This window comes from Variovorax sp. GW821-FHT10C12 (genome assembly GCF_059415405.1).
Window position 1 is genome coordinate 1632987 of the sequence record NZ_JBWKNE010000001.1, and the last position, 19710, is coordinate 1652696.

Genomic DNA, 19710 nt, shown 5'->3' on the forward strand with positions numbered 1-19710 from the left:
CGGCGCTCGCAGCGCCCCGGGACGATGAGCATGAAAGCTCGTGACAACAACGTCCCAGGAGAAAAACATGTCTCTCTCGTTCATTCTGCTGATCGTCCTGATCCTGCTGCTGATCGGCGCGCTGCCGAGCTGGGGCTACAGCCGGGCCTGGGGCTACGGACCCAGCGGCGGCCTCGGGCTCGTGGTGCTGATCGTGGTGATCCTCGTGCTCATGGGCCGCATATAGCGCCCGGCCCGCAATGAAAAAAGCCCGCGTCGCCGCGGGTTTTTTTACGCCTGAAGCTGCGCCCAGGCCTTGTCGAGCCGCTTCACGCTCACCGGTTGCGGCGTGCGCAGCTCCTGCGCGAAGAAGCTCACGCGCAGCTCCTCGAGCAGCCAGCGGAATTCGAGCATGCGCTCGTCCACCACGCCCTTGCGCTCGGCCACGAGGCGCCAGTAGCGCTGCTCCTGCGGCTTCAGCTCGGCCAGCTTGGCCGTGTCGCGCGCGGGGTCGGCGCGCAGCTTGTCCAGGCGCAGCACGATGGCCTTGAGGTAGCGCGCGAAGTGCTGCAGCTGCGTCCACGGCGCATCGGCGATGAAGCGCTTGCCGACGAGCTTCTGCAGCTGCTGCGCCGCGTCCTGCACCGCCTCGGGCTGGACCTTCGTGTCCTTGATCTTGCGCGCCGCCGCGGCGTACTCCACGAGGATGACGCCCGCGAGCCGCGCCACTTCGTTGGCGATCAGCGTGAGCCGCCCGCGCCCTTCTTCGAGCCGCTTCTTGAAGGCGAACTCGTCGGTCGGCAGTGGCTCCTGCAGGAAGGCGCGGTCGATCGCCACGTCGATGATCTGCGTGCGCAGTTCTTCCGACGTGCCCAGCGGCATGTAGGCGACCGACATCTTCTGCAGGTCGGGAATGTTCTTCTCGAGGTACTTGAGCGCGTCCTTCAGCTGCAGCGCGAACAGGCGACGCAGGCCCGCGCGGTGCTTGGCGGCCGCCACGGCGGGCTCGTCGAACACCTCGATGGTCACGGCATCGCCCTCGTCGCGCAGGGCCGGAAAGCCGATGAGCGACTGCGAACCGCGCCGCACTTCCATCAGCTCGGGCAGCTCGCCGAAGGTCCAGCTCGTGTAGCGCTGGCCGGCGGGCAGCGTGGGTGCTGCCTTCTCGGGCGCGGCGCTCTTCGCCGGGGCCTGGGCCCCGTTCGCAGGCGCGGCCTTGGGGGCCGGCGACGCCTTCACGTTGAGCCCCGCGAGCGCCTGGAACGCGCCACGCGCCTGCGCACCCAGCTCGGCCTTCAGCGCGCCGAGGTTGCGGCCCATGCCGAGCTGGCGGCCGTGCTCGTCGACGATGCGCAGGTTCATGAACAGGTGCGGCGGCAGCATGTCGAGTTTGAAGTCGGCACGCTTCACATCGATGCTGGTCAGGTCGCGCACGCGCTTGAGCAGCACGTCGGTGAGCGAGCCGGTGCCGAAGAGTTCGGGCGCCGACAGCTCCTCGGCCAGCTTGGTGGCCGACTCGGGCAGCGGCACCAGCCGCGAGCGCGGGCGCTGCGGCAGGCTCTTGAGCAGCGCCTGGATCTTGTCCTTGAGCATGCCCGTCACCAGCCACTCGCAGCGCTCTTCGTTCACCTGGTTGAGCACGAACAGCGGCACGCTGACCGTGAGGCCGTCTTTCGCGTCGCCCGGTTCGTGCAGGTAGCTCGCGGCGCAATCGACGCCGCCCAGGCGCAGCGTGGGCGGGAACGACTGCGTCGTGATGCCGGCCGCCTGGTGGCGCATGAGCTCGTCGCGTGTGAGGTACAGCAGGCGCGGCTGGTCCTTCGCGGCGTGGCGGTACCAGTTCTCGAAGGTGATGCCGCTGGCCACGTCGGCCGGCAGCTGCGCGTCGTAGAAGGCGAAGATCAGTTCATCGTCGACCAGCACGTCCTGCCGGCGTGCCTTGTGTTCCAGGCCTTCGACCTCGCGCACCAGCTTGCGGTTGGCAGTGAGGAAGGGAAACTTGCTCTCCCATTGCCCACCGACCAGCGCTTCGCGGATGAAGATCTCGCGCGCCGACACCGGATCGACCTTGGTGAAATCGACGCGCCGCCCGCTGTAGACCACGAGGCCGTACAACGTCGCGCGCTCCAGCGCCGAGACCTGCGCGCCCTTCTTTTCCCAGTGCGGGTCGAGCAGCTGCTTCTTCAGCAGGTGCCCCGCCACCTGTTCGAGCCACTGCGGTTCGATGTTGGCAATGCCGCGCCCGAACAGGCGCGTGGTCTCGACCAGTTCGGCCGCGACGATCCAGCGCCCGGGCTTCTTCTTCAGGTGCGCGCCGGGGTGCTTGTAGAACTTGATGCCGCGCGCGCCCAGGTAGGCCTCGTCGTCCTCGAGCTTCCAGCCCACGTTGCCCAGCAGGCCCGCGAGCATCGACAGGTGCAGCGGCTCATAGCCGGCCGGCGTGGCGTTGATGCGCCACTTGTGCTCGGTGACCACCGTGAGCAGCTGCGAATGGATGTCGCGCCATTCGCGCACGCGGCGGATGTTGATGAAGTTCTGGCGCAGCAGCTGCTCGTACTGGCGGTTGCTCAGCTTGTGCGTGTCTCCGTGGCCGCCGCGCGCGTCGGCGATCCATTTCCACAGGCGCAGGTAGCCGCTGAACTCGCTCTTCTCGTCGTCGAACTTCGAGTGCGCCTGATCGGCCTGCTGCTGCGCGTCCATCGGCCGGTCGCGCACGTCCTGTACGCTGAGCGCCGAGGCGATGATGAGCACTTCTTCGAGCGCACCGCGCGTGCGGGCTTCCAGAATCATGCGGCCCACGCGCGGATCGAGCGGCAGCTTGGCCAGCTCGGCACCGGTGGCCGTGAGTTCGTTGGCGTCGTCGACCGCACCCAGTTCATTCAGCAGCTGGTAGCCATCGGCAATCGCGCGCGGCGACGGCGCTTCGAGGAACGGGAAGCGCGCCACGTCGCCCAGCCGCAGCGACTTCATGCGCAGGATCACGCCCGCGAGCGACGAGCGCAGGATTTCCGGGTCGGTGAAGCGGGGGCGGCCTGCAAAGTCCTTCTCGTCGTACAGGCGTATGCAGATGCCGTTCGCCACGCGGCCGCACCGGCCCGCGCGCTGGTTGGCCGCGGCCTGGCTGATCGGCTCGACCAGCAGCTGCTCGACCTTGCTGCGGAAGCTGTAGCGTTTGACGCGCGCCGTGCCGGTGTCGATCACGTAGCGGATGCCCGGCACGGTGAGCGAGGTCTCGGCCACGTTGGTGGCCAGCACGATGCGACGGCCGTGGTGGCTCTCGAAGATGCGGTCCTGCTCGGGGCCCGACAGCCGCGCGAACAGCGGCAGCACCTCGGCATTACGGAACAGCGGCTGGTGGCTGACGTGGCGGCGCAGGTGGTCGGCTGCCTCGCGGATTTCACGTTCGCCGGGCAGGAAGATCAGGATGTCGCCGGCGTTGTGCGGATCGCGCCAGAGTTCGTCCACCGCGTCGGCAATCGCGTCATTCAGGTCGTGCTCGCGCGACTCCTCGAACGGCCGGTAGCGCTGCTCGACCGGGAAGGTGCGGCCCGACACCATGATCGTCGGCGCCGGCCCTTTGGCCGAAGCGAAGTGCTGCGCGAAGCGGTCGGCGTCGATCGTGGCCGAGGTGACGATCACCTTCAGGTCGGGCCGGCGCGGAAGGATCTCGCGCAGGTAGCCCAAGAGAAAGTCGATGTTCAGCGAGCGCTCGTGGGCCTCGTCGATGATGAGCGTGTCGTAGGCCTTGAGCAGCGGATCGGTCTGCGTCTCGGCCAGCAGGATGCCGTCGGTCATCAGCTTGACCGAGGCGTCGCGGCTCAGGCGGTCCTGAAAACGCACCTTGAAGCCGACCACGTCGCCCAGCGGCGTCTTCAGTTCTTCGGCGATGCGCTTGGCGACCGAGCTGGCGGCAATGCGGCGCGGCTGCGTGTGGCCGATGAGGCGGCCCTTGCCGGGCTCCGCGTTGAGCTTGCCGCGCCCGAGCGCCAGCGCGATCTTCGGCAGCTGCGTGGTCTTGCCCGAGCCCGTTTCGCCGCAGACGACCACGACCTGGTGCGCCGCAATGGCGGCCATGATCTCCTCGCGCCGGCCGGAGACCGGGAGCGATTCGGGAAACTCGATGCGCAGGGGGGCGGGAGGTGTGAGGGTCGTCAAGGCAAGGCAGTCGTCGGTCGTTGCGCGCGGCGGCAGGCGGGCAAACCGCCAATTATCGCGGGGGCCCGGCGCTGTTGCATGGCATCCACAGCGAGGCCGCATGCAGCAGGTGGCGCAGAAATTTTCGTAAAGACTATTTACTCTACCGCATGCCGCCGCTACGATCGCGGCCATGACCTCCTTCCTTGCACCCCTTTCGATGCGCATCCGCTGCGCAAGCCGCGTCCTTGCACGCGGCGGGGTCAAGGCGACCCGCCCGGCCTGACGAAGCCCGCGCGCCGGCTTCAGCTTCCTTCGCGGAACTGAACGCCCTGTGCTCGCGCTTCACGGACTGAAGCGCGCCAGCCTGACCCGCACAGCGCCTGCACCACCGCCCTCCCCGCATCTCGCGTGGAGAAGCGGCCGCATTCCTGTTTCCGTGTCCCGAATCATTCGAAGAAAAAGAACCTCATGTCGCAACAAGACATTTCCCGCGACCTGCACACCACGCTGGCCGAGCGCACGCGCCACCTGCAGGCCATTGCCCATTCGCTGAAGGCCGAGCTGTTCGGCATCGACGAGATCATCGATCGCGTGATCGATTCGCTGCGCGCCTGGTACGTGCTGCCGCAGCTCATCAGCCGCCCGGTCGTCATCTGCCTGTGGGGCCTGACCGGCACCGGCAAGACGCAGCTCGTGCGGCGCCTGGCGCAGCACCTGGGCTTTTACGACCGCTTCATCGAGGTGCAGATGGACGGCTTCAGCCACGGTTCGGGCCACCGCACCGCCGGCTCGATCTCGGCCATGCTGGCCGAGTCGGGCATCGCCGAGGGCGCGCCCGGCATCCTCGTGCTCGACGAGTTCCAGCGCTTTCGCACCGTGGACGCCAGCGGCAAGGAAGCGCGCGTGGAGCGCTACCAGGACGTGTGGGCGCTGCTGTCCGACGGCCGCCTGCCGCCGTCGCTGTCGGTGCTCAGCGAGATCGAGTCGTCGCTGGCCTGGGCCGAGTACGACCAGGACCGCCGCACCGATGACGACGATGAAGACGAAGAGGACGACGGCGCCAAGGCCGGCAAGACCAAGCGCAAGCGCCGCCTGCAGCTCTCGCCCTGGGAAGCGCAGGAGTTCAAGCGCTGCCTGAAGCTGCGCGAGTCGCTGCTCGAAATCATGACCTGGAAGCCCGACGAGATCCAGGCGCGGCTGCGCGCTTTTCGCGCCTCGCAGGACAACTGGGAGACCGACTACTCCAAGCTGCTGGTCTTCGTCTCGGGCAACCTCGACGAGATGTACGCCGAGACCGCCAAGCGGGTGGAAGACTGCGACACCGACGCCGACATCTTTCACGCGCTGACCAAGAAGCTCTCGCTCATCGACGTGAAGAAGGCGCTGGCCGAACGCTTCAAGCCCGAGCAGGTCGCGCGGCTGGGCAACAACCACGTGATCTACCCGTCGTTCAGCCGCGCCACCTACGTGCGCCTGATCCTGTCGATCTGCGACCGCTACGTGAGCGAGATCCAGGAAAGCTCGGGCGTGCGCTTCGTGCTCGACGCGAGCGTGTACGAGCAGATCTACGCCAACGCCGTGTTCCCGGCGCAGGGCACGCGCCCGCTGTTCTCGTCGATCCACGCAATCCTGAGCGCGACGCTGGTCAATGCCGCGCTGTGGGCGCTCGAACAGGGCGCGCACGGCAGCGAGCCCGTGTGGCTGATGCTCGACCCCGGCGAGGTCACGCCCGGCGGCCCGCGCCTGGTCGCGCGCTTCCGGCTGGCACGGCGCGAGTTCCCGGTGGCGCTGGAGCTGAACCGGCTCAAGCAGCGCGCCAACGCCGACTTCCGTGCGCTGCTCGCGGTGCACGAGGCCGGCCACGGCCTGGTGTACGCCCTGCTCTTCGGCCGCGCGCCACAGGAGATCCGCATCAACGTGGCCTCGTTCGAGGGCGGCTACAACAGCTACGTGAAGCGCAAGGCCTGGTCCAAGCGCAACCTGCTGGACAGCGTGTGCGTGAGCCTGGCCGGCCGCGCGGCCGAGCGGCTGGTGTTCGGCGAATCGGGCTGCACCACCGGCGCCGAGCGCGACCTGATGCAGGCGACCGCGACGGCGGCGCGCCACGTGCGCCACCTGGGCTTCGGCACCCGCTGGAGCCGCACCGACGTGACGACCGATTCGAACGACAACCTCAACACCGACGTGGCCGCCACCAACCGCGAGATCGAGGCCATCCTGGCGCGCGAACACACCCGCGCGCTCGGCCTGCTCGAAGCGCACGCCACCGCCTTCATGGCAGTGGTCGATGCGCTGATGGCGCACGGTTCGATCGCACCGGACGAGCTCGCCGCCCTGCTCGGCCTGCCGCTGGCACCGGCCGCGCCGGCGGGTGCGGCCGAGGCGGCGGTGGAGCCGCTGGACGCCTACGCCGAACAGCTCGAGGCCTTCAAGGCCCGCGGCACGCCCGCCGCGGCCGGGGCCGGCCGGCTGCTGCGCGCCCTGGCATGACGCGCCGCACCAAAACCTTGCCAAGAATGCACAATCACGCCCCATGTCCACCGTCTTCAATTTCACCTTCGTGCCCTGGTTCCGCTCGGTCGCGCCCTACATCCACACGCACCGCGGCAAGACCTTCGTGGTCGCGCTGGCGGGTGAGGCCATCGCGGCGGGCAAGCTGCAGAACATCGCGCAGGACCTGGCCCTGATCCAGAGCATGGGCGTCAAGATCGTGCTGGTGCACGGCTTCCGACCGCAGGTCAACGAGCAGCTGGCGGCCAAGGGCCACGAGGCGAAGTACTCACACGGCATCCGCATCACCGACGCCGTGGCGCTCGACTCGGCCCAGGAAGCCGCGGGCCAGCTGCGCTACGAGATCGAGGCCGCCTTCAGCCAGGGCCTGCCCAACACGCCCATGGCCGGCTCGACGGTGCGCGTGATCTCGGGCAACTTCATCACCGCGCGCCCCGTGGGCGTGGTCGACGGGGTGGACTTCAAGCATTCGGGCCTGGTGCGCAAGGTGGACGCGGCCGGCATCCGCCGCACGCTCGACTTCGGCGCGATGGTGCTCATGTCGCCCTTCGGCTTCTCGCCGACCGGCGAGGCCTTCAACCTGACGATGGAAGAAGTGGCGACCAGCGTGGCCATCTCGATCCAGGCCGACAAGCTGATCTTCCTGACCGAAGTGCCGGGCATCCGCGTGGACAGCGAACTGCCCGAGAGCGAGGACAACCCGATCGACACCGAGCTGCCGCTGGCCGCCGCCGAAAAGCTGCTGGCCTCGCTGCCGCCCGCGCAGAAGCCGACCGACACCGCCTTCTACCTGCAGCACTGCGTGAAGGCCTGCAAGGGCGGCGTGGAGCGCAATCACATCCTTCCGTTCGCGCTCGACGGTTCGCTGCTGCTCGAGATCTACGTGCACGACGGCGTCGGCACCATGGTGATCGACGAGAAACTCGAGAGCCTGCGCGAAGCCACGGTGGACGACATCGGCGGCATCCTGCAGCTCATCGAACCCTTCGAACGCGACGGCACGCTGGTCAAGCGCGACCGCACCGAGATCGAGCGCGACGTGGGCCACTACACGGTCATCGAGCACGACGGCGTGATCTTCGGCTGCGCGGCGCTGTACCCGTACCCCGAGGCGAAGACCGCCGAGATGGCCGCGCTCACGGTGTCGCCGCAGTCGCAGTCGCAGGGCGACGGCGAACGCATCCTCAAGCGCATCGAGCACCGCGCCAAGGCCATGGGCCTGGAAAGCATCTTCGTGCTCACCACCGTCACGATGCATTGGTTCCTCAAGCGCGGCTTCCAGCAGGTCAACCCCGACTGGCTGCCCGAGGCGCGCAAGCGCAAGTACAACTGGGACCGCAAGAGCCAGGTGCTGGTCAAGAAGATCTGAAGAAGAAACCCATCCGAAGAAAGACGCCCCGATGACGCTCGCCACCGCCCTGCTGTTCGCCATCGTGGCCTTCGCCGCCATCGCCACGCCCGGCCCCACGGTGCTGCTGGCCCTGAGCAACGGCTCGCGCCACGGCGTGCGACGGGCGCTGCCGGGCATGCTCGGCGCGGTGCTGTCCGACTTCGTGCTGGTCGGCGCCGTGGCGCTCGGCCTGGGCGCGTTGCTGGCGGCCTCGGAGTTCTGGTTCTCGATGCTCAAGTGGGTCGGCGCGGTCTATCTGGCCTGGCTCGGGCTGCGCATGCTGCGCTCCCAGGGCGGTTTCCAGCTGCCGAGCGCGGACGCCGCGGCCACCGTCACGGCGGTCGAAAGCCGGCGCATCTTCTTCAAGTCCTTCCTGGTGGCGGTGACCAACCCCAAGGGCTACATCTTCTGCTCGGCACTGCTGCCGCAGTTCATCGACCCGGCCGCCGCGCAGGCGCCGCAGTACCTGATCATTGCGCTGATCTTCGCGGGCCTCGACATGCTGGTAATGCTCGGCTATGCCTTCGTCGGCGCCCGCGCGATCCGGCTGCTCACGGTGTCGGCCACGCGCTGGATCGACCGCGCCTGCGGCGGCATGCTGCTGGCGCTGGCGGGCTCGCTCGCCTTCTACCGGCGCAGCGCGGCCACCGCCGTCTGACCGATCCCGCCCCTCGACCGCTGTCCTCAGGCAGCGGCGCTCCTCCCCACGATGTTTTTCCGGCAAGCCGCCATACCGCGGCCTGCCCGTGCTGCTTTTTTTCAACGGAGGAAATGAAAGAATGAAGAACTACCAAGCCCTGCTGGGTGCCACCCTCGTCGCCGTGTCGGCGCTCGTCGCGGGCTGCGGCGACAAGGCGGACAAGACCGCTCCGCCCGCTTCCGCCGAAGCCAAGCCGGCCGCCCCGGCCGGCAACGACCAGCAGCAGCTCGTTGAGAAGTACAACCTCTACGTCGACGTGTCGAACAACCTGCGCACCTCGTTCCAGGAAGCCCGCGAAAGCTACGTGACCGGCCAGGTGCCGCTGCTGCAGGCCAAGGCGCCGCTCACCAGCCTGCGCATCCAGAACGACATCCTGGTCGACCGCTCGGCCAAGAAGCTCGATGCCGCCGCCGCCATCGCCGCGCCGCTGCCCGAGATCGACGAATCGGCCAAGGCCTTCTCGGCCGCGCTCAAGGTGCTGTCGCCCCTGAGTCGCGAGCTGAACGACTACGCCAATTCCAAGGGCTACCTCGCCGACAACGGCGACAAGGCACGCCAGATGAGCGCCGACTACCTGGCCGCGCTCACCACCGTCGCGCAGGCCGAAGCCGCCTTCGACAAGGGCCTGAGCGCCCGCGACCAGGCGCTCACCAAGGAGGCCTTCGAGAAAGCGCCCAAGGACACCGCCGCCTACTACCGCGCCGGCCTGATCTACCACGGCAAGCTCAACCACGCCGACGCCATGGCGCTGTTCGCCGCGCCCAACGACCCGCAGGCGCTGGCCGCCTTCGAGGCCTCGCTGGCGCTGGTGGTCGACTCGGCCGCGGGCTGGAGCAAGAAGACCGCCGAGCAGTCGGCCCAGAGCGGCAAGAGCTGCAGCGGCGGCATGCTGCAGATCAACGAGTTCATCGGCCAGTCGCGCTCGGTGATCAAGGACGCCAAAGACGGCGTGTTCAAGCGCAAGGAAACCGGCGCGATGGCCCGCATGGGCCGCTCGGGTATCGTCGACGCGGCCCACCGTTACAACCAGAACTTCGCCAACATGATCGGCCAGTTCAACCACCCGCTTTGCTGAGCGGGCCAAGGCGCGCGGAGCGTGCGGGCCGCCCGGCCCGTCGCCGATAATCCGGGGCATGAATCCCTTGCTTGCCAAATTGCAGCCGTACCCCTTCGAGCGGCTGAAGCAACTGTTCGCGGGCGTCACGCCCGCCCCCGAATTCGCCCCCATCAGCCTGGGCATCGGCGAGCCCAAGCACGCCACGCCGGCCTTCATCAAGGACGCCCTGAGCGCCGGCCTCGGCGCCCTTGCCGCCTACCCGGCCACCGCCGGCGAGCTGAAACTGCGCACCGCCTTCACCGACTGGCTGCATCGCCGCTACAGCCTGTCGCTCGACCCGGCCACCCAGGTGCTGCCGGTCAACGGCTCGCGCGAGGCGCTGTTCTCGCTCGCCCAGACCGTGGTCGACGCCAGCGGCGGCACCAAGCCGGTGGTGATGTCGCCCAACCCGTTCTATCAAATCTACGAGGGCGCGGCCCTGCTCTCGGGCGCCGAGCCGTACTACGTGCCCAGCGTGCCCGCGCGCAACTTCGCCGTCGACTGGGACAGCGTGCCCGAGGCCGTCTGGGCCCGCACCCAGCTCGTGTTCGTCTGCTCGCCGGGCAATCCCACGGGCGCCGTGATGTCTCTGGACGAGTGGAAGAAGCTCTTTGCGCTGTCCGACCGCCACGGCTTCGTGATTGCCGCCGACGAGTGCTACAGCGAGATCTACTTCCGCGACGAGCCCCCGCTGAGCGGCCTGGAAGCCTCGATGAAGCTCGGCCGGCCCGACTTCAAGAACCTGATCGCGCTCACCTCGCTGTCCAAGCGCAGCAACGTGCCCGGCCTGCGCAGCGGCTTCGTGGCCGGCGACGCGGCCCTCATCAAGGGCTTCTTGCTCTACCGCACGTATCACGGCAGCGCCATGAGCGGCGCCGTGGCCGCCGCCAGCATCGCGGCCTGGGGCGACGAGTCGCACGTGGTCGACAACCGCGCCCAGTACCGCGCCAAGTTCGCCGCCGTCACGCCGCTGCTCGAACCCGTGCTCGACGTGCGCCTGCCCGACGCCAGCTTCTACCTCTGGGCCGGCGTGCCCGAAGTGTGGGCTGGCGACGACGAAGCCTTCGCCCGCGCGCTCTACGCTCAATACAATGTCACGGTTCTGCCGGGGAGCTATCTGGCGCGCGACACCGACCACAGCGCCAACCCGGGCCGCGGTCGCATCCGCATGGCGCTGGTGGCCGAAACGGCCGAGTGCGTCGAGGCCGCCCAGCGCATCGTGCGTTTCGTCAAAGACGGCCGCCGCTGACCCCCTGTCGCCCCGCGTCCCTGCCCCCCTTTTTCACCCGAGACTCTCTCCATGACACAGCAACTGCAACAAATCATCGACGCCGCGTGGGAAGACCGCGCCAACATCTCGATCACCGCCGCCCCCGCCGAAGTGCGCGATGCCGTCGAGCACGTGATCACCGAGCTGAACAACGGCAAGCTGCGCGTCGCCACCCGCCAGGGCGTGGGCCAATGGACCGTGCACCAGTGGATCAAGAAGGCCGTGCTGCTGTCGTTCCGCCTGAAGGACAACGAGCAGATCCAGGCCGGCTCGCTGGGCTTCTACGACAAGGTGCCGACCAAGTTCTCGCACCTGTCGGCCGCCGAACTCAAGGAATCGGGCGTGCGCATCGTGCCGCCGGCCGTGGCCCGCCGCGGCAGCTTCATCGCCAAGGGCGCGATCCTGATGCCTTCGTACGTGAACATCGGCGCCTACGTGGGCGAAGGCTCCATGGTCGACACCTGGGCCACCGTCGGTTCGTGCGCGCAGGTCGGTGCCAACGTGCACCTGTCGGGCGGCGTGGGCCTGGGCGGCGTGCTCGAGCCGCTGCAAGCCAACCCGACCATCATCGAAGACAACTGCTTCATCGGCGCGCGCTCCGAAGTCGTCGAAGGCGTGATCGTCGAAGAGAACTCGGTGCTGGGCATGGGCGTGTACCTGGGCCAGAGCACCCCGATCTTCAACCGCGACACCGGCGAGATCTCGTACGGCCGCGTGCCCGCCGGCAGCGTGGTCATCAGCGGCAGCCTGCCCAAGAAGACCAAGTCGGGCCAGGACTACAGCACCTACGCCGCTGTCATCGTGAAGACGGTCGACGCGCAGACGCGTTCGAAGACCAGCCTGAACGACCTGCTGCGCGACTGACGCACCCAACCACCGGTCGCTGGCTTCACCGCTCGCGGCCGGTCCGCTTCTTCCCCTGAGAAAAAAACAGCACCGAGGAGAGAGACCGATGAACATGATGGAACGGATTCTTCGTTTGATGGCCGAGCGCAAGGCCTCCGACATCTACCTCTCGGCCCACTCCCCGGTGATGATCCGCATCAACGGCAACTGCCTGCCGATCAATGCGCAGGTGCTGCCCCCGACCGCGCCGCTGGCGCTGCTGTCGGAAGTGGTGCCCGAAGCCCGCATCCAGGAACTGGAAAACACGGGCGAACTCAACATGGCCGTCGCCCTCGAAGGCGCCGGCAACTACCGCATCAGCGCCATGCGCCAGCGCGGCAGCTACGCGGTGGTCGTGCGGCACATTGCCTCGGTCATCCCCAGCTTCGACGACCTGAACCTGCCCGACATCCTGAAGTCGCTCATCATGGAAAAGCGCGGGCTGATCCTGATGGTGGGCGCCACCGGCGCCGGCAAGACGACCACGCTGGCCTCGATGCTCGACTACCGCAACGAGCACGCCAGCGGCCACATCCTCACGGTCGAGGAGCCGATCGAGTTCACCTACACCAACAAGAAATCGCTGGTGAACCAGCGCGACGTGGGCAGCGACACCACCTCGCTGCAGGTGGCCCTGAAGAACGCGCTGCGCCAGGCGCCCGACGTGATCCAGATCGGCGAAATCCGTGACCGCGACACCATGACGGCCGCCATCGCCTATGCGCAGTCGGGCCACCTGTGCGTGGCCACGCTGCACGCCAACAACAGCTACCGCGCGCTGAACCGCATCCTGAGCTTCTTCCCGGTCGAGGTGCGCCCCACCCTGCTGGGCGACCTGGGCTCGGCGCTGCGCGCCGTGGTGTCGCAGCGCCTGCTGCGCACGCCGGCCGGCGGGCGTGTGCCCGCGCTCGAAGTGATGCTGAACACCGCGCTGGTGGCCGACCTGATCGAAAAGGGCGACTTCTCCGGCGTCAAGGAGGCCATGGAGCAGTCGATGGCCGAAGGCTCGCAGACCTTCGAGGAAGACATCGCCCGCCTCATCACCGAGGAGCGCGTGACCCGCGAAGAAGGCCTGGCCAACGCCGACTCGCCCACCAACCTGATGTGGCGCCTGCAGAACCGCGACGCGCCCAAGAAGCAGGCCGAGGATCGCGACCTGACCGACCAGCTCGACGAACCGACTTTCACCGACATCACGCTCGACGTGAAATTTTGACTCTCCCCCAGGCTGCGCGCACTTCGTGTCGCTACGCCAACCCCCTTCCGGGGGCAACACCAGCGGCCCGGCAAAGCCGGTTCCGCGGTGTTTGCTGGAAAGGGACCTGCCCAACTGCTCACTCTGCCATGTCCCGTACGCTCCAGCTCGCCGAACAACTGATCTCGCGCCCTTCCGTCACCCCCGACGACGCGGGTTGCCAACAGATCCTGGGCGAACGCCTCGCCGCGCTGGGCTTCACGCTGGAAACCATCGAAAGCGGCCCGGCCGATTTCCGGGTCACCAACCTCTGGGCCGTGCGCCGGCCCACCAACGGCAAGGCGACCAAGACGCTGGTCTTCGCCGGCCACACCGACGTGGTGCCCACCGGCCCGCTCGACCAGTGGAGCAGCCACCCGTTCACGCCCACGCACCGCGACGGCAAGCTCTACGGCCGCGGCGCCTGCGACATGAAGACCTCGGTCGCGGCCTTCGTGACCTCCATCGAAGAATTCCTTCAGGGCGAGCCCGACCCGGCGCTCACGCTGGCCCTGCTGCTGACCAGCGACGAGGAAGGCCCGGGCGTCGACGGCACCGTGATCGTCTGCAACGCGCTGGCCGCACGCGGTGAAACCATCGACTACTGCATCGTCGGCGAGCCCACCTCGGTCGCGCGCTGCGGCGACATGATCAAGAACGGCCGCCGCGGCACCATGAGCGGCAAGCTCACGGTGAACGGCGTGCAGGGCCACATCGCCTACCCGCATCTGGCGAAGAACCCGGTGCATGCGGTGGCGCCGGCACTGGCCGAACTCGTGGCGATCAACGCCGCCGGCGGCTGGGACGCGCAGAGCAACCCCTACTTCCAGCCGACCAGCTGGCAGATCAGCAACTTCCACGCGGGCACCGGCGCGAGCAACGTGATTCCGGGCAGCGCGGTGATCGACTTCAACTTCCGCTTCTCGACCGAATCGACGCCCGAATCGCTGCAGCAGCGCGTGCGGGCTGTGCTCGACGCGCACGGCGTCGACTGCACGTTGACCTGGACCGTCGGCGGCCTGCCCTTCCTGACCACACCGGGCGAGCTCGTCACGGCCGTGCAGGCGGCGATCCGCGAAGAAACCGGCCTGGACACCGAGCTGTCGACCAGCGGCGGCACCAGCGACGCGCGCTTCATCGCCAAGATCTGCAAGCAGGTCGTCGAGTGCGGCCCGGTGAACGCCAGCATCCACAAGATCGACGAGCACATCGAGGTGGCCGAGATCGAGACGCTGAAGAACATCTACCTGCGCACGCTGCGCGGGCTCGACGCGGCGCTTGCGCAATGAGCACCGTCATCGAACTGATCGAAGCCGGCGCCAAGCGGCTCGAAGACGCCGGTGTGGCCTTCGGCCACGGCACCGCCAACGCCTTCGACGAAGCCGCCTGGCTCGTGTTGTGGCGCCTGCAGCAGCCGCTGGACGACATCGACGCCGTGGCCGACTCCCCCGTGTCGCCGGCCGATGCCGCCAAGGTGGTGGCCCTCATTGACGAGCGCATCGCCACCCGCAAGCCCGCCGCCTACCTCACGAAAGAGGCGTGGTTGCAGGGCGTGCCCTTCTACGTGGACGAGCGCGCCATCGTGCCGCGCAGCTTCATTGCCGAGCTCATCGCCGACGGCAGCATCGACTACTGGCTGGGCGAACACACGCAGCGCGTGCTCGACCTGTGCACCGGCAACGGCAGCCTGGCCGTCATTGCGGCCCTGACCTACCCGGACGTGACGGTAGATGCCGCCGACCTGTCGGTCGAGGCGCTCGAAGTGGCCGCCATCAACGTCACGCGCCACGCGCTCGACGCCCGCGTCACCTTGATCGAATCGGACGGCCTGAAGAACGTGCCCGGCACGTACGACCTCGTGCTGTGCAACCCGCCCTACGTGAACAGCGCCAGCATGGCTGCGCTGCCCGCCGAGTACCGCGCCGAGCCCGAACTGGCGCTGGCCGGCGGCACCGACGGCATGGATTTCGTGCGCCAGCTGTTCACCGACGCGCCCGCCCGCATGAGCGAGCAGGCCGTGCTGGTGCTGGAAATCGGCAACGAGCGCGACTACTTCGAGGCCGCGTTTCCGCAACTCGAGGTGGTCTGGCTCGAAACCTCGGCCGGCGAAGACCAGGTGCTGCTGGTCACCCGGACGGCGCTGCTGGCCGGCGCCGGCGCGCGTTAGCGGCGCCCGCCCAAGCCCCCTTCTTCGCCTTGCATGCAGCCTCGTGGCTGCGCCCCCTTTCATCGGGTGATGTCCGCCTTTGCCCCTTCGCGCCGGCTCGCTGAAGGTCGGACGGGATAATCCCCCCTACGGTTCCTATTTCATGATTACTCTCAAAAACGTCATTCTTCGCCGCAGCGCCAAGAAACTGCTGGACGGCGCCACCGTCAATCTCAACCCCGGCGAAAAGGTCGGCCTGGTGGGACGCAACGGCGCCGGCAAGTCGTCGCTGTTCGCGCTGTTCAACGGCACGCTGCACGAAGACGGCGGCGACTTCTACATTCCCAAGCAGTGGCGCATGGCCCAGGTCGCGCAGGACATGCCCGAGACCGAGGAGTCGGCCACCGACTTCGTGGTCGGCGGCGACACCCGCCTGACCGAGCTGCGCGCCACGCTGGCGGCCATCGAGGCCGCCTACGCCGAGAACCCCGACGATCCCGACATCGGCATGGAGCTGGCCCACGCCTACACCGACCTGGCCGATGCCGGCGAGCACGACGCCGTGCCGCGCGCGCAAGCGCTGGTGCTGGGCCTGGGCTTCAAGTCGCACGAGCTCGACGAGCCCGTCAACAGCTTCTCGGGCGGCTGGCGCATGCGCCTGCAGCTGGCCCGCGCGCTGATGTGCCCGAGCGACCTGCTGCTGCTCGACGAACCGACCAACCACCTGGACTTGGACGCCCTGGTCTGGCTCGAAGCCTGGCTGCAGAAGTACGCCGGCACCATGATCGTCATCAGCCACGACCGCGAGTTTCTCGACGCCGTGACCGACGTCACCCTGCACATCGCCAACGCCCAGCTCACGCGCTACGGCGGCAACTACAGCAAGTTCGAAGACATGCGCGCGCTGCAGATGGAGCAGCAGCAGGTGGCCTTCAGCAAGCAGCAGGACAAGATCGCCCACCTGCAGAAGTTCATCGACCGCTTCAAGGCCAAGGCCAGCAAGGCCAAGCAGGCGCAAAGCCGCGTCAAGGCGCTGGAGCGCATGGAAAAGGTGGCGCCGCTGCTGGCCGAAGCCGACTTCACCTTCGAGTTCAAGGAGCCGGGCAACATCCCGAACCCGATGCTCTCGATCGACAACGCGAGCTTCGGCTACGAGATCGAAGGCGAAGCGCCCAAGACCATCCTGCGCGGCGTGAGCCGCTCGGTGCTGGCGGGCCAGCGCATCGGCATCCTGGGCGCCAACGGCCAAGGCAAGTCGACGCTGGTGAAGACCATTGCGCGCGAAATGGGCGCACTGGCCGGCCAGGTCACCGAGGGCAAGGGCCTGAACATCGGCTACTTCGCGCAGCAGGAACTCGACGTGCTGCGCCCGCAGGACAACCCGCTCGAGCACATGGTGCGCATGGCGCGCGAACTCGGCAGCAATGCCAAGGAAGCCACCGGCGAGCAGGCCCTGCGCGGCTACCTGGGCAGCTTCAACTTCAGCGGCGACATGGTCAAGCAGCCCGTGGGCACCATGAGCGGCGGCGAAAAAGCCCGCCTCGTACTGGCCATGATGGTCTGGCAGCGCCCCAACCTGCTGCTGCTGGACGAGCCCACCAACCACTTGGACCTCGCCACCCGCGAGGCCCTGGCCGTGGCGCTCAACGAGTTCGAAGGCACGCTGATGCTGGTGAGCCACGACCGTGCGCTGCTGCGTTCGGTGTGCGACGAGTTCTGGCTCGTGGGCCGCGGTGTCGTTGCCGACTTCGACGGCGACCTGGACGACTACCAGCGCTACCTGCTCGACGAGTCCAAGCGCCTGCGCGAAGAGGCCAAGGTGGCCGTGCGCGAAGCGGACGCCGTGGCAGCGGCAGCCGCTGTCGCAGCAGCCGCCGCGGTACCGGCCAAGAGCAGCAGCAACACCCCCGAGCAGCGCAAGCAGGACGCCCAGGAGCGCCAGCAGCGCAGCGAGCAGGCCAAGCCGCTGAAGAAGGAACTCGCCAAGATCGACGAGCGCATGGCCGCGGCCGGCACCGAGCGCAGCACGCTCGAAGCCCGGCTGGCCGAACCGCTGCCGCCCGCCGAGATCGCCGAGGCCGGCAAGCGGCTGAAGGCGCTCAACGACGAGATCGCGCAGCTCGAAGAGCGCTGGCTGGCGCTGTCCGACCAGCTCGAAGCGCTGGCGGCCTAAGCCCCCTGCCCGCGCACGGCCGGCAACCCGCCGGCCGGTGCGGGCCGGGTAGCATGGCACGCTCAGGGAACCCGCCAAGGAGCCACGCTGCATGCCTTCTTCGATCGAACTCGCCCGGGGCGATGAAAAACTCATCGCGGCCATCCACCGCAGCCGACGCCTGATCGGCCGCAAGGCCCTCATGGCCGCCGCCGCCAGCGCCATTCCGCTGCCCGGCGTCGACTGGATGGCCGACGCGGCGCTGCTGTCGCGCCTCGTGCCGCAGATCAGCTCCGAGTTCGGCCTCTCGGTCACCCAGGTCGAAAAACTCGCGCCGCACCAGCGCGAGCGCATCCAGAAGGCCGCCACCACGCTCGGCGCCCTGCTCGTGGGCCGGCTCGTCACGCGCGAGCTGCTCATGAAGCTGGCCCGCCACGCCGGCATCCGCCTCACCGCCAAGCAGGCCACCAAGTACGTGCCCATCGCCGGGCAGGTGGTGTCGGCCGCGCTCGGCTATGCCGCGCTGCGTGCGTTGGGCGAACAGCACATCAAGGACTGCGTGCGCGTGAGCACCACGCTGGCCCTGACGCCGCCTGAGCCGCCCGAGCCCGCCGAACGGCTCAAGCCGGCCTGAGCCTGCCGCCTCAGTCGCGGGCCGGCGGCGACACGCTGTGCGCGGCCGGCCGCAGCGCCTCTTCCTTCATCCGCTGCTCGTAGGCGGCCAGCAGCGCGACGTAGTGGCGCGACATCACGTCGCTCACCCGCCCCAGCCCGATCTTGCTGACCGTGGGCTGCGGAATGCCCGTGCGTTCCTGGATCTGCTTTTGCGTCAACCCGAGCGCCCGCAGCGCTTGCACCAATTCGCGTGGCTTCATATCGATCCTCCCTTTTTTTCCTATTTTAGAGTCCAATAAGAATATTCATCTGCGCTTGAATCTCCACCCCATGGAGACTATTGCTTCTCGTGCCCTGGCCGCACGCAAATTCGCCAAGATGACGCAGAAGCAGGCCGAGGCCGCTTCGGGTGTCAAGCAGTCGAGCATCTCGAAGATCGAGCGTGGCGACACCAGCCGGTCGATGAGCGTGCTCGCCTTGGCGCGCGCCTACCGCGCCGATCCCAACTGGCTCGACACCGGCGATGGTCCCGCCCCGTGGGACGAGGTGCAGATCCGTCTGGCACGCGACAACGCCCACGAGCCGCCCGGCCCCTACCGCGTCACCCGCATCCCGCCCGCCGGCCCGGGCTTTGCGCCGCAGACGCCCGGCACCGTGCCGCTGATCACGTGGGAGCACGCGGGCGAATGGCGCGGCGCCGAATCGCCGCCCCGACCGACGCTGGCCGAACGCTGGATTCCCTGCATCGCGCACCACAGCGCCGGCACCTACGCGCTGCGCGTGCGCGGCGACAGCATGACCTCGCCGCACGGGCACCTGAAGAGCTACCCGGCCGGATCGATCGTTTTTGTCGACCCGCAGCACACCACGCCCGACGACGGCGAACGCGTGATCGCCAAGCTCGACGACGACACCAGCGGCGAAGTCACTTTCAAGGTCTACAAGGCCGACGCGGGCCGACGCTGGCTGCTGCCGCTGAACCCAGCGCACGAGGCGGTGCGCGTGCCCTTCACCGTGCTGGGCACCGTCATCGGCAAGTGGGAAGACGAAGACTGAAGACCGAAAAGGCCTCATTTCGCGAGGTCAGGTTGCGTACAGATTCGCTGGGCACAGTGAGGTTTCTCCCGGTGGCTTGCACCTCTGATCCTCCCTCCTCCAGCAAGTCACCCTTCCAGCCCGCCCTCGTGCGGGCTGTTTTTTTGCCTGCATGCTGCGCGCCTGCATGAAGATTTTGAGGGGCCGATTCATTTTGGTATATAATCGACGGTTGCCCGAAACGATCGGGCATTTGCCTGGCCAGGCAAGCTGAATCTCATACCAGCGCGTCGAAGTCATAGCGACGAGAAAAACAACAATGACTTCCGCAAACGAATCTTTGCCGTAGCGTGGACCGCGTAAGAGTTCACGACCAACTTCCGAACAAAGCCCTCCTCGTGAGGGCTTTGTCATTTCCGGCCTGCTAACGGCCCCAAGCGGCCCCAAGGCGTTTGCCTGCCGTCAACCCCTCTTTTTTCCTACACGGTGTAACGGAATGCGGCCTACGCGGTTCCACCCGGGCGCAAGAGACGATTCGTTCACTGTCAGCACAGGGAACA

15 protein-coding genes are annotated in these 19710 nt (G+C 67.8%); 13 read left to right on the plus strand and 2 right to left on the minus strand.

Annotation, left to right across the window (positions count from 1 at the left end; genetic code table 11):
• Positions 1–67: 67 nt before the first annotated feature.
• Complete coding sequence (locus AC07OH_RS07780; RefSeq protein WP_093195340.1) at positions 68–226, plus strand: DUF3309 family protein; 159 nt, start codon at positions 68–70, stop codon at positions 224–226.
• Positions 227–270: 44 nt separating this feature from the next.
• Here the strand turns inward: AC07OH_RS07780 and hrpA are convergent, their stop codons facing one another.
• Positions 271–4236 (minus strand): ATP-dependent RNA helicase HrpA, encoded by a 3966-nt coding sequence (gene hrpA / locus AC07OH_RS07785; protein WP_495300196.1) that lies wholly within the window; start codon positions 4234–4236, stop codon positions 271–273.
• A 348-nt stretch (positions 4237–4584) separates the two neighbouring features.
• Here hrpA and AC07OH_RS07790 point away from each other — a divergent pair, with 348 nt between their 5' ends.
• The 11 genes from AC07OH_RS07790 (at position 4585) to AC07OH_RS07840 (ending at position 18134) form a co-directional block, all read left to right on the plus strand.
• Positions 4585–6606: an AAA family ATPase gene (locus AC07OH_RS07790; protein WP_495300197.1), complete on the plus strand. Its 2022-nt coding sequence runs from the start codon at positions 4585–4587 to the stop codon at positions 6604–6606.
• Between the two features lie 43 nt (positions 6607–6649).
• Positions 6650–7996: an amino-acid N-acetyltransferase gene (gene argA / locus AC07OH_RS07795; protein WP_062470199.1), complete on the plus strand. Its 1347-nt coding sequence runs from the start codon at positions 6650–6652 to the stop codon at positions 7994–7996.
• A 31-nt stretch (positions 7997–8027) separates the two neighbouring features.
• Positions 8028–8675 (plus strand): LysE family translocator, encoded by a 648-nt coding sequence (locus AC07OH_RS07800; protein WP_495300198.1) that lies wholly within the window; start codon positions 8028–8030, stop codon positions 8673–8675.
• Between the two features lie 121 nt (positions 8676–8796).
• Positions 8797–9792 carry a DUF3829 domain-containing protein gene (locus tag AC07OH_RS07805; protein ID WP_495300199.1) on the plus strand — a complete coding sequence of 332 codons (996 nt, stop codon included), beginning with the start codon at positions 8797–8799 and terminating at the stop codon, positions 9790–9792.
• A 58-nt stretch (positions 9793–9850) separates the two neighbouring features.
• Positions 9851–11062, plus strand: a complete 1212-nt coding sequence (gene dapC / locus AC07OH_RS07810) for a succinyldiaminopimelate transaminase (protein WP_495300200.1) — start codon at positions 9851–9853, stop codon at positions 11060–11062.
• A 51-nt stretch (positions 11063–11113) separates the two neighbouring features.
• Positions 11114–11947 carry a 2,3,4,5-tetrahydropyridine-2,6-dicarboxylate N-succinyltransferase gene (gene dapD, locus AC07OH_RS07815; protein ID WP_095745420.1) on the plus strand — a complete coding sequence of 278 codons (834 nt, stop codon included), beginning with the start codon at positions 11114–11116 and terminating at the stop codon, positions 11945–11947.
• Between the two features lie 88 nt (positions 11948–12035).
• The gene (locus tag AC07OH_RS07820; protein ID WP_062470184.1) at positions 12036–13184 is read left to right on the plus strand and encodes a PilT/PilU family type 4a pilus ATPase; all 1149 of its coding nucleotides are present in this window, start codon (positions 12036–12038) and stop codon (positions 13182–13184) included.
• A gap of 128 nt (positions 13185–13312) precedes the next feature.
• Positions 13313–14491, plus strand: a complete 1179-nt coding sequence (gene dapE, locus AC07OH_RS07825) for a succinyl-diaminopimelate desuccinylase (RefSeq protein WP_495300201.1) — start codon at positions 13313–13315, stop codon at positions 14489–14491.
• A complete protein-coding gene (gene prmB / locus AC07OH_RS07830) occupies positions 14488–15369 on the plus strand; it encodes a 50S ribosomal protein L3 N(5)-glutamine methyltransferase (RefSeq protein WP_495300202.1) in 882 nt (293 codons plus the stop codon). The genes dapE and prmB overlap by 4 nt, the downstream gene beginning before the upstream one ends.
• Before the next feature lie 142 nt (positions 15370–15511).
• Complete coding sequence (locus tag AC07OH_RS07835; RefSeq protein WP_495300203.1) at positions 15512–17521, plus strand: ABC-F family ATP-binding cassette domain-containing protein; 2010 nt, start codon at positions 15512–15514, stop codon at positions 17519–17521.
• Between the two features lie 91 nt (positions 17522–17612).
• Positions 17613–18134 carry a hypothetical protein gene (locus AC07OH_RS07840; protein ID WP_495300204.1) on the plus strand — a complete coding sequence of 174 codons (522 nt, stop codon included), beginning with the start codon at positions 17613–17615 and terminating at the stop codon, positions 18132–18134.
• Between the two features lie 10 nt (positions 18135–18144).
• On the opposite strand, the gene AC07OH_RS07845 is transcribed toward AC07OH_RS07840, so the two are convergent.
• A complete protein-coding gene (locus tag AC07OH_RS07845; RefSeq protein WP_489056644.1) occupies positions 18145–18375 on the minus strand; it encodes a helix-turn-helix domain-containing protein in 231 nt (76 codons plus the stop codon).
• Positions 18376–18445: 70 nt separating this feature from the next.
• Between AC07OH_RS07845 and AC07OH_RS07850 the strand changes: the two genes are divergently transcribed.
• Positions 18446–19171, plus strand: coding sequence for a helix-turn-helix domain-containing protein (locus tag AC07OH_RS07850; protein ID WP_489056643.1), 726 nt, complete (start codon positions 18446–18448; stop codon positions 19169–19171).
• Positions 19172–19710 lie beyond the last annotated feature (539 nt).

Coding starts and splice junctions, on each gene's coding strand:
- AC07OH_RS07780 (WP_093195340.1), top strand. CDS start 68: ATGTCTCTCTCGTTCATTCTGCTGATCGTCCTGATCCTGCTGCTGATC.
- hrpA (WP_495300196.1), bottom strand. CDS start 4,236: ATGCGGCCTCGCTGTGGATGCCATGCAACAGCGCCGGGCCCCCGCGAT.
- AC07OH_RS07790 (WP_495300197.1), top strand. CDS start 4,585: ATGTCGCAACAAGACATTTCCCGCGACCTGCACACCACGCTGGCCGAG.
- argA (WP_062470199.1), top strand. CDS start 6,650: ATGTCCACCGTCTTCAATTTCACCTTCGTGCCCTGGTTCCGCTCGGTC.
- AC07OH_RS07800 (WP_495300198.1), top strand. CDS start 8,028: ATGACGCTCGCCACCGCCCTGCTGTTCGCCATCGTGGCCTTCGCCGCC.
- AC07OH_RS07805 (WP_495300199.1), top strand. CDS start 8,797: ATGAAGAACTACCAAGCCCTGCTGGGTGCCACCCTCGTCGCCGTGTCG.
- dapC (WP_495300200.1), top strand. CDS start 9,851: ATGAATCCCTTGCTTGCCAAATTGCAGCCGTACCCCTTCGAGCGGCTG.
- dapD (WP_095745420.1), top strand. CDS start 11,114: ATGACACAGCAACTGCAACAAATCATCGACGCCGCGTGGGAAGACCGC.
- AC07OH_RS07820 (WP_062470184.1), top strand. CDS start 12,036: ATGAACATGATGGAACGGATTCTTCGTTTGATGGCCGAGCGCAAGGCC.
- dapE (WP_495300201.1), top strand. CDS start 13,313: ATGTCCCGTACGCTCCAGCTCGCCGAACAACTGATCTCGCGCCCTTCC.
- prmB (WP_495300202.1), top strand. CDS start 14,488: ATGAGCACCGTCATCGAACTGATCGAAGCCGGCGCCAAGCGGCTCGAA.
- AC07OH_RS07835 (WP_495300203.1), top strand. CDS start 15,512: ATGATTACTCTCAAAAACGTCATTCTTCGCCGCAGCGCCAAGAAACTG.
- AC07OH_RS07840 (WP_495300204.1), top strand. CDS start 17,613: ATGCCTTCTTCGATCGAACTCGCCCGGGGCGATGAAAAACTCATCGCG.
- AC07OH_RS07845 (WP_489056644.1), bottom strand. CDS start 18,375: ATGAAGCCACGCGAATTGGTGCAAGCGCTGCGGGCGCTCGGGTTGACG.
- AC07OH_RS07850 (WP_489056643.1), top strand. CDS start 18,446: ATGGAGACTATTGCTTCTCGTGCCCTGGCCGCACGCAAATTCGCCAAG.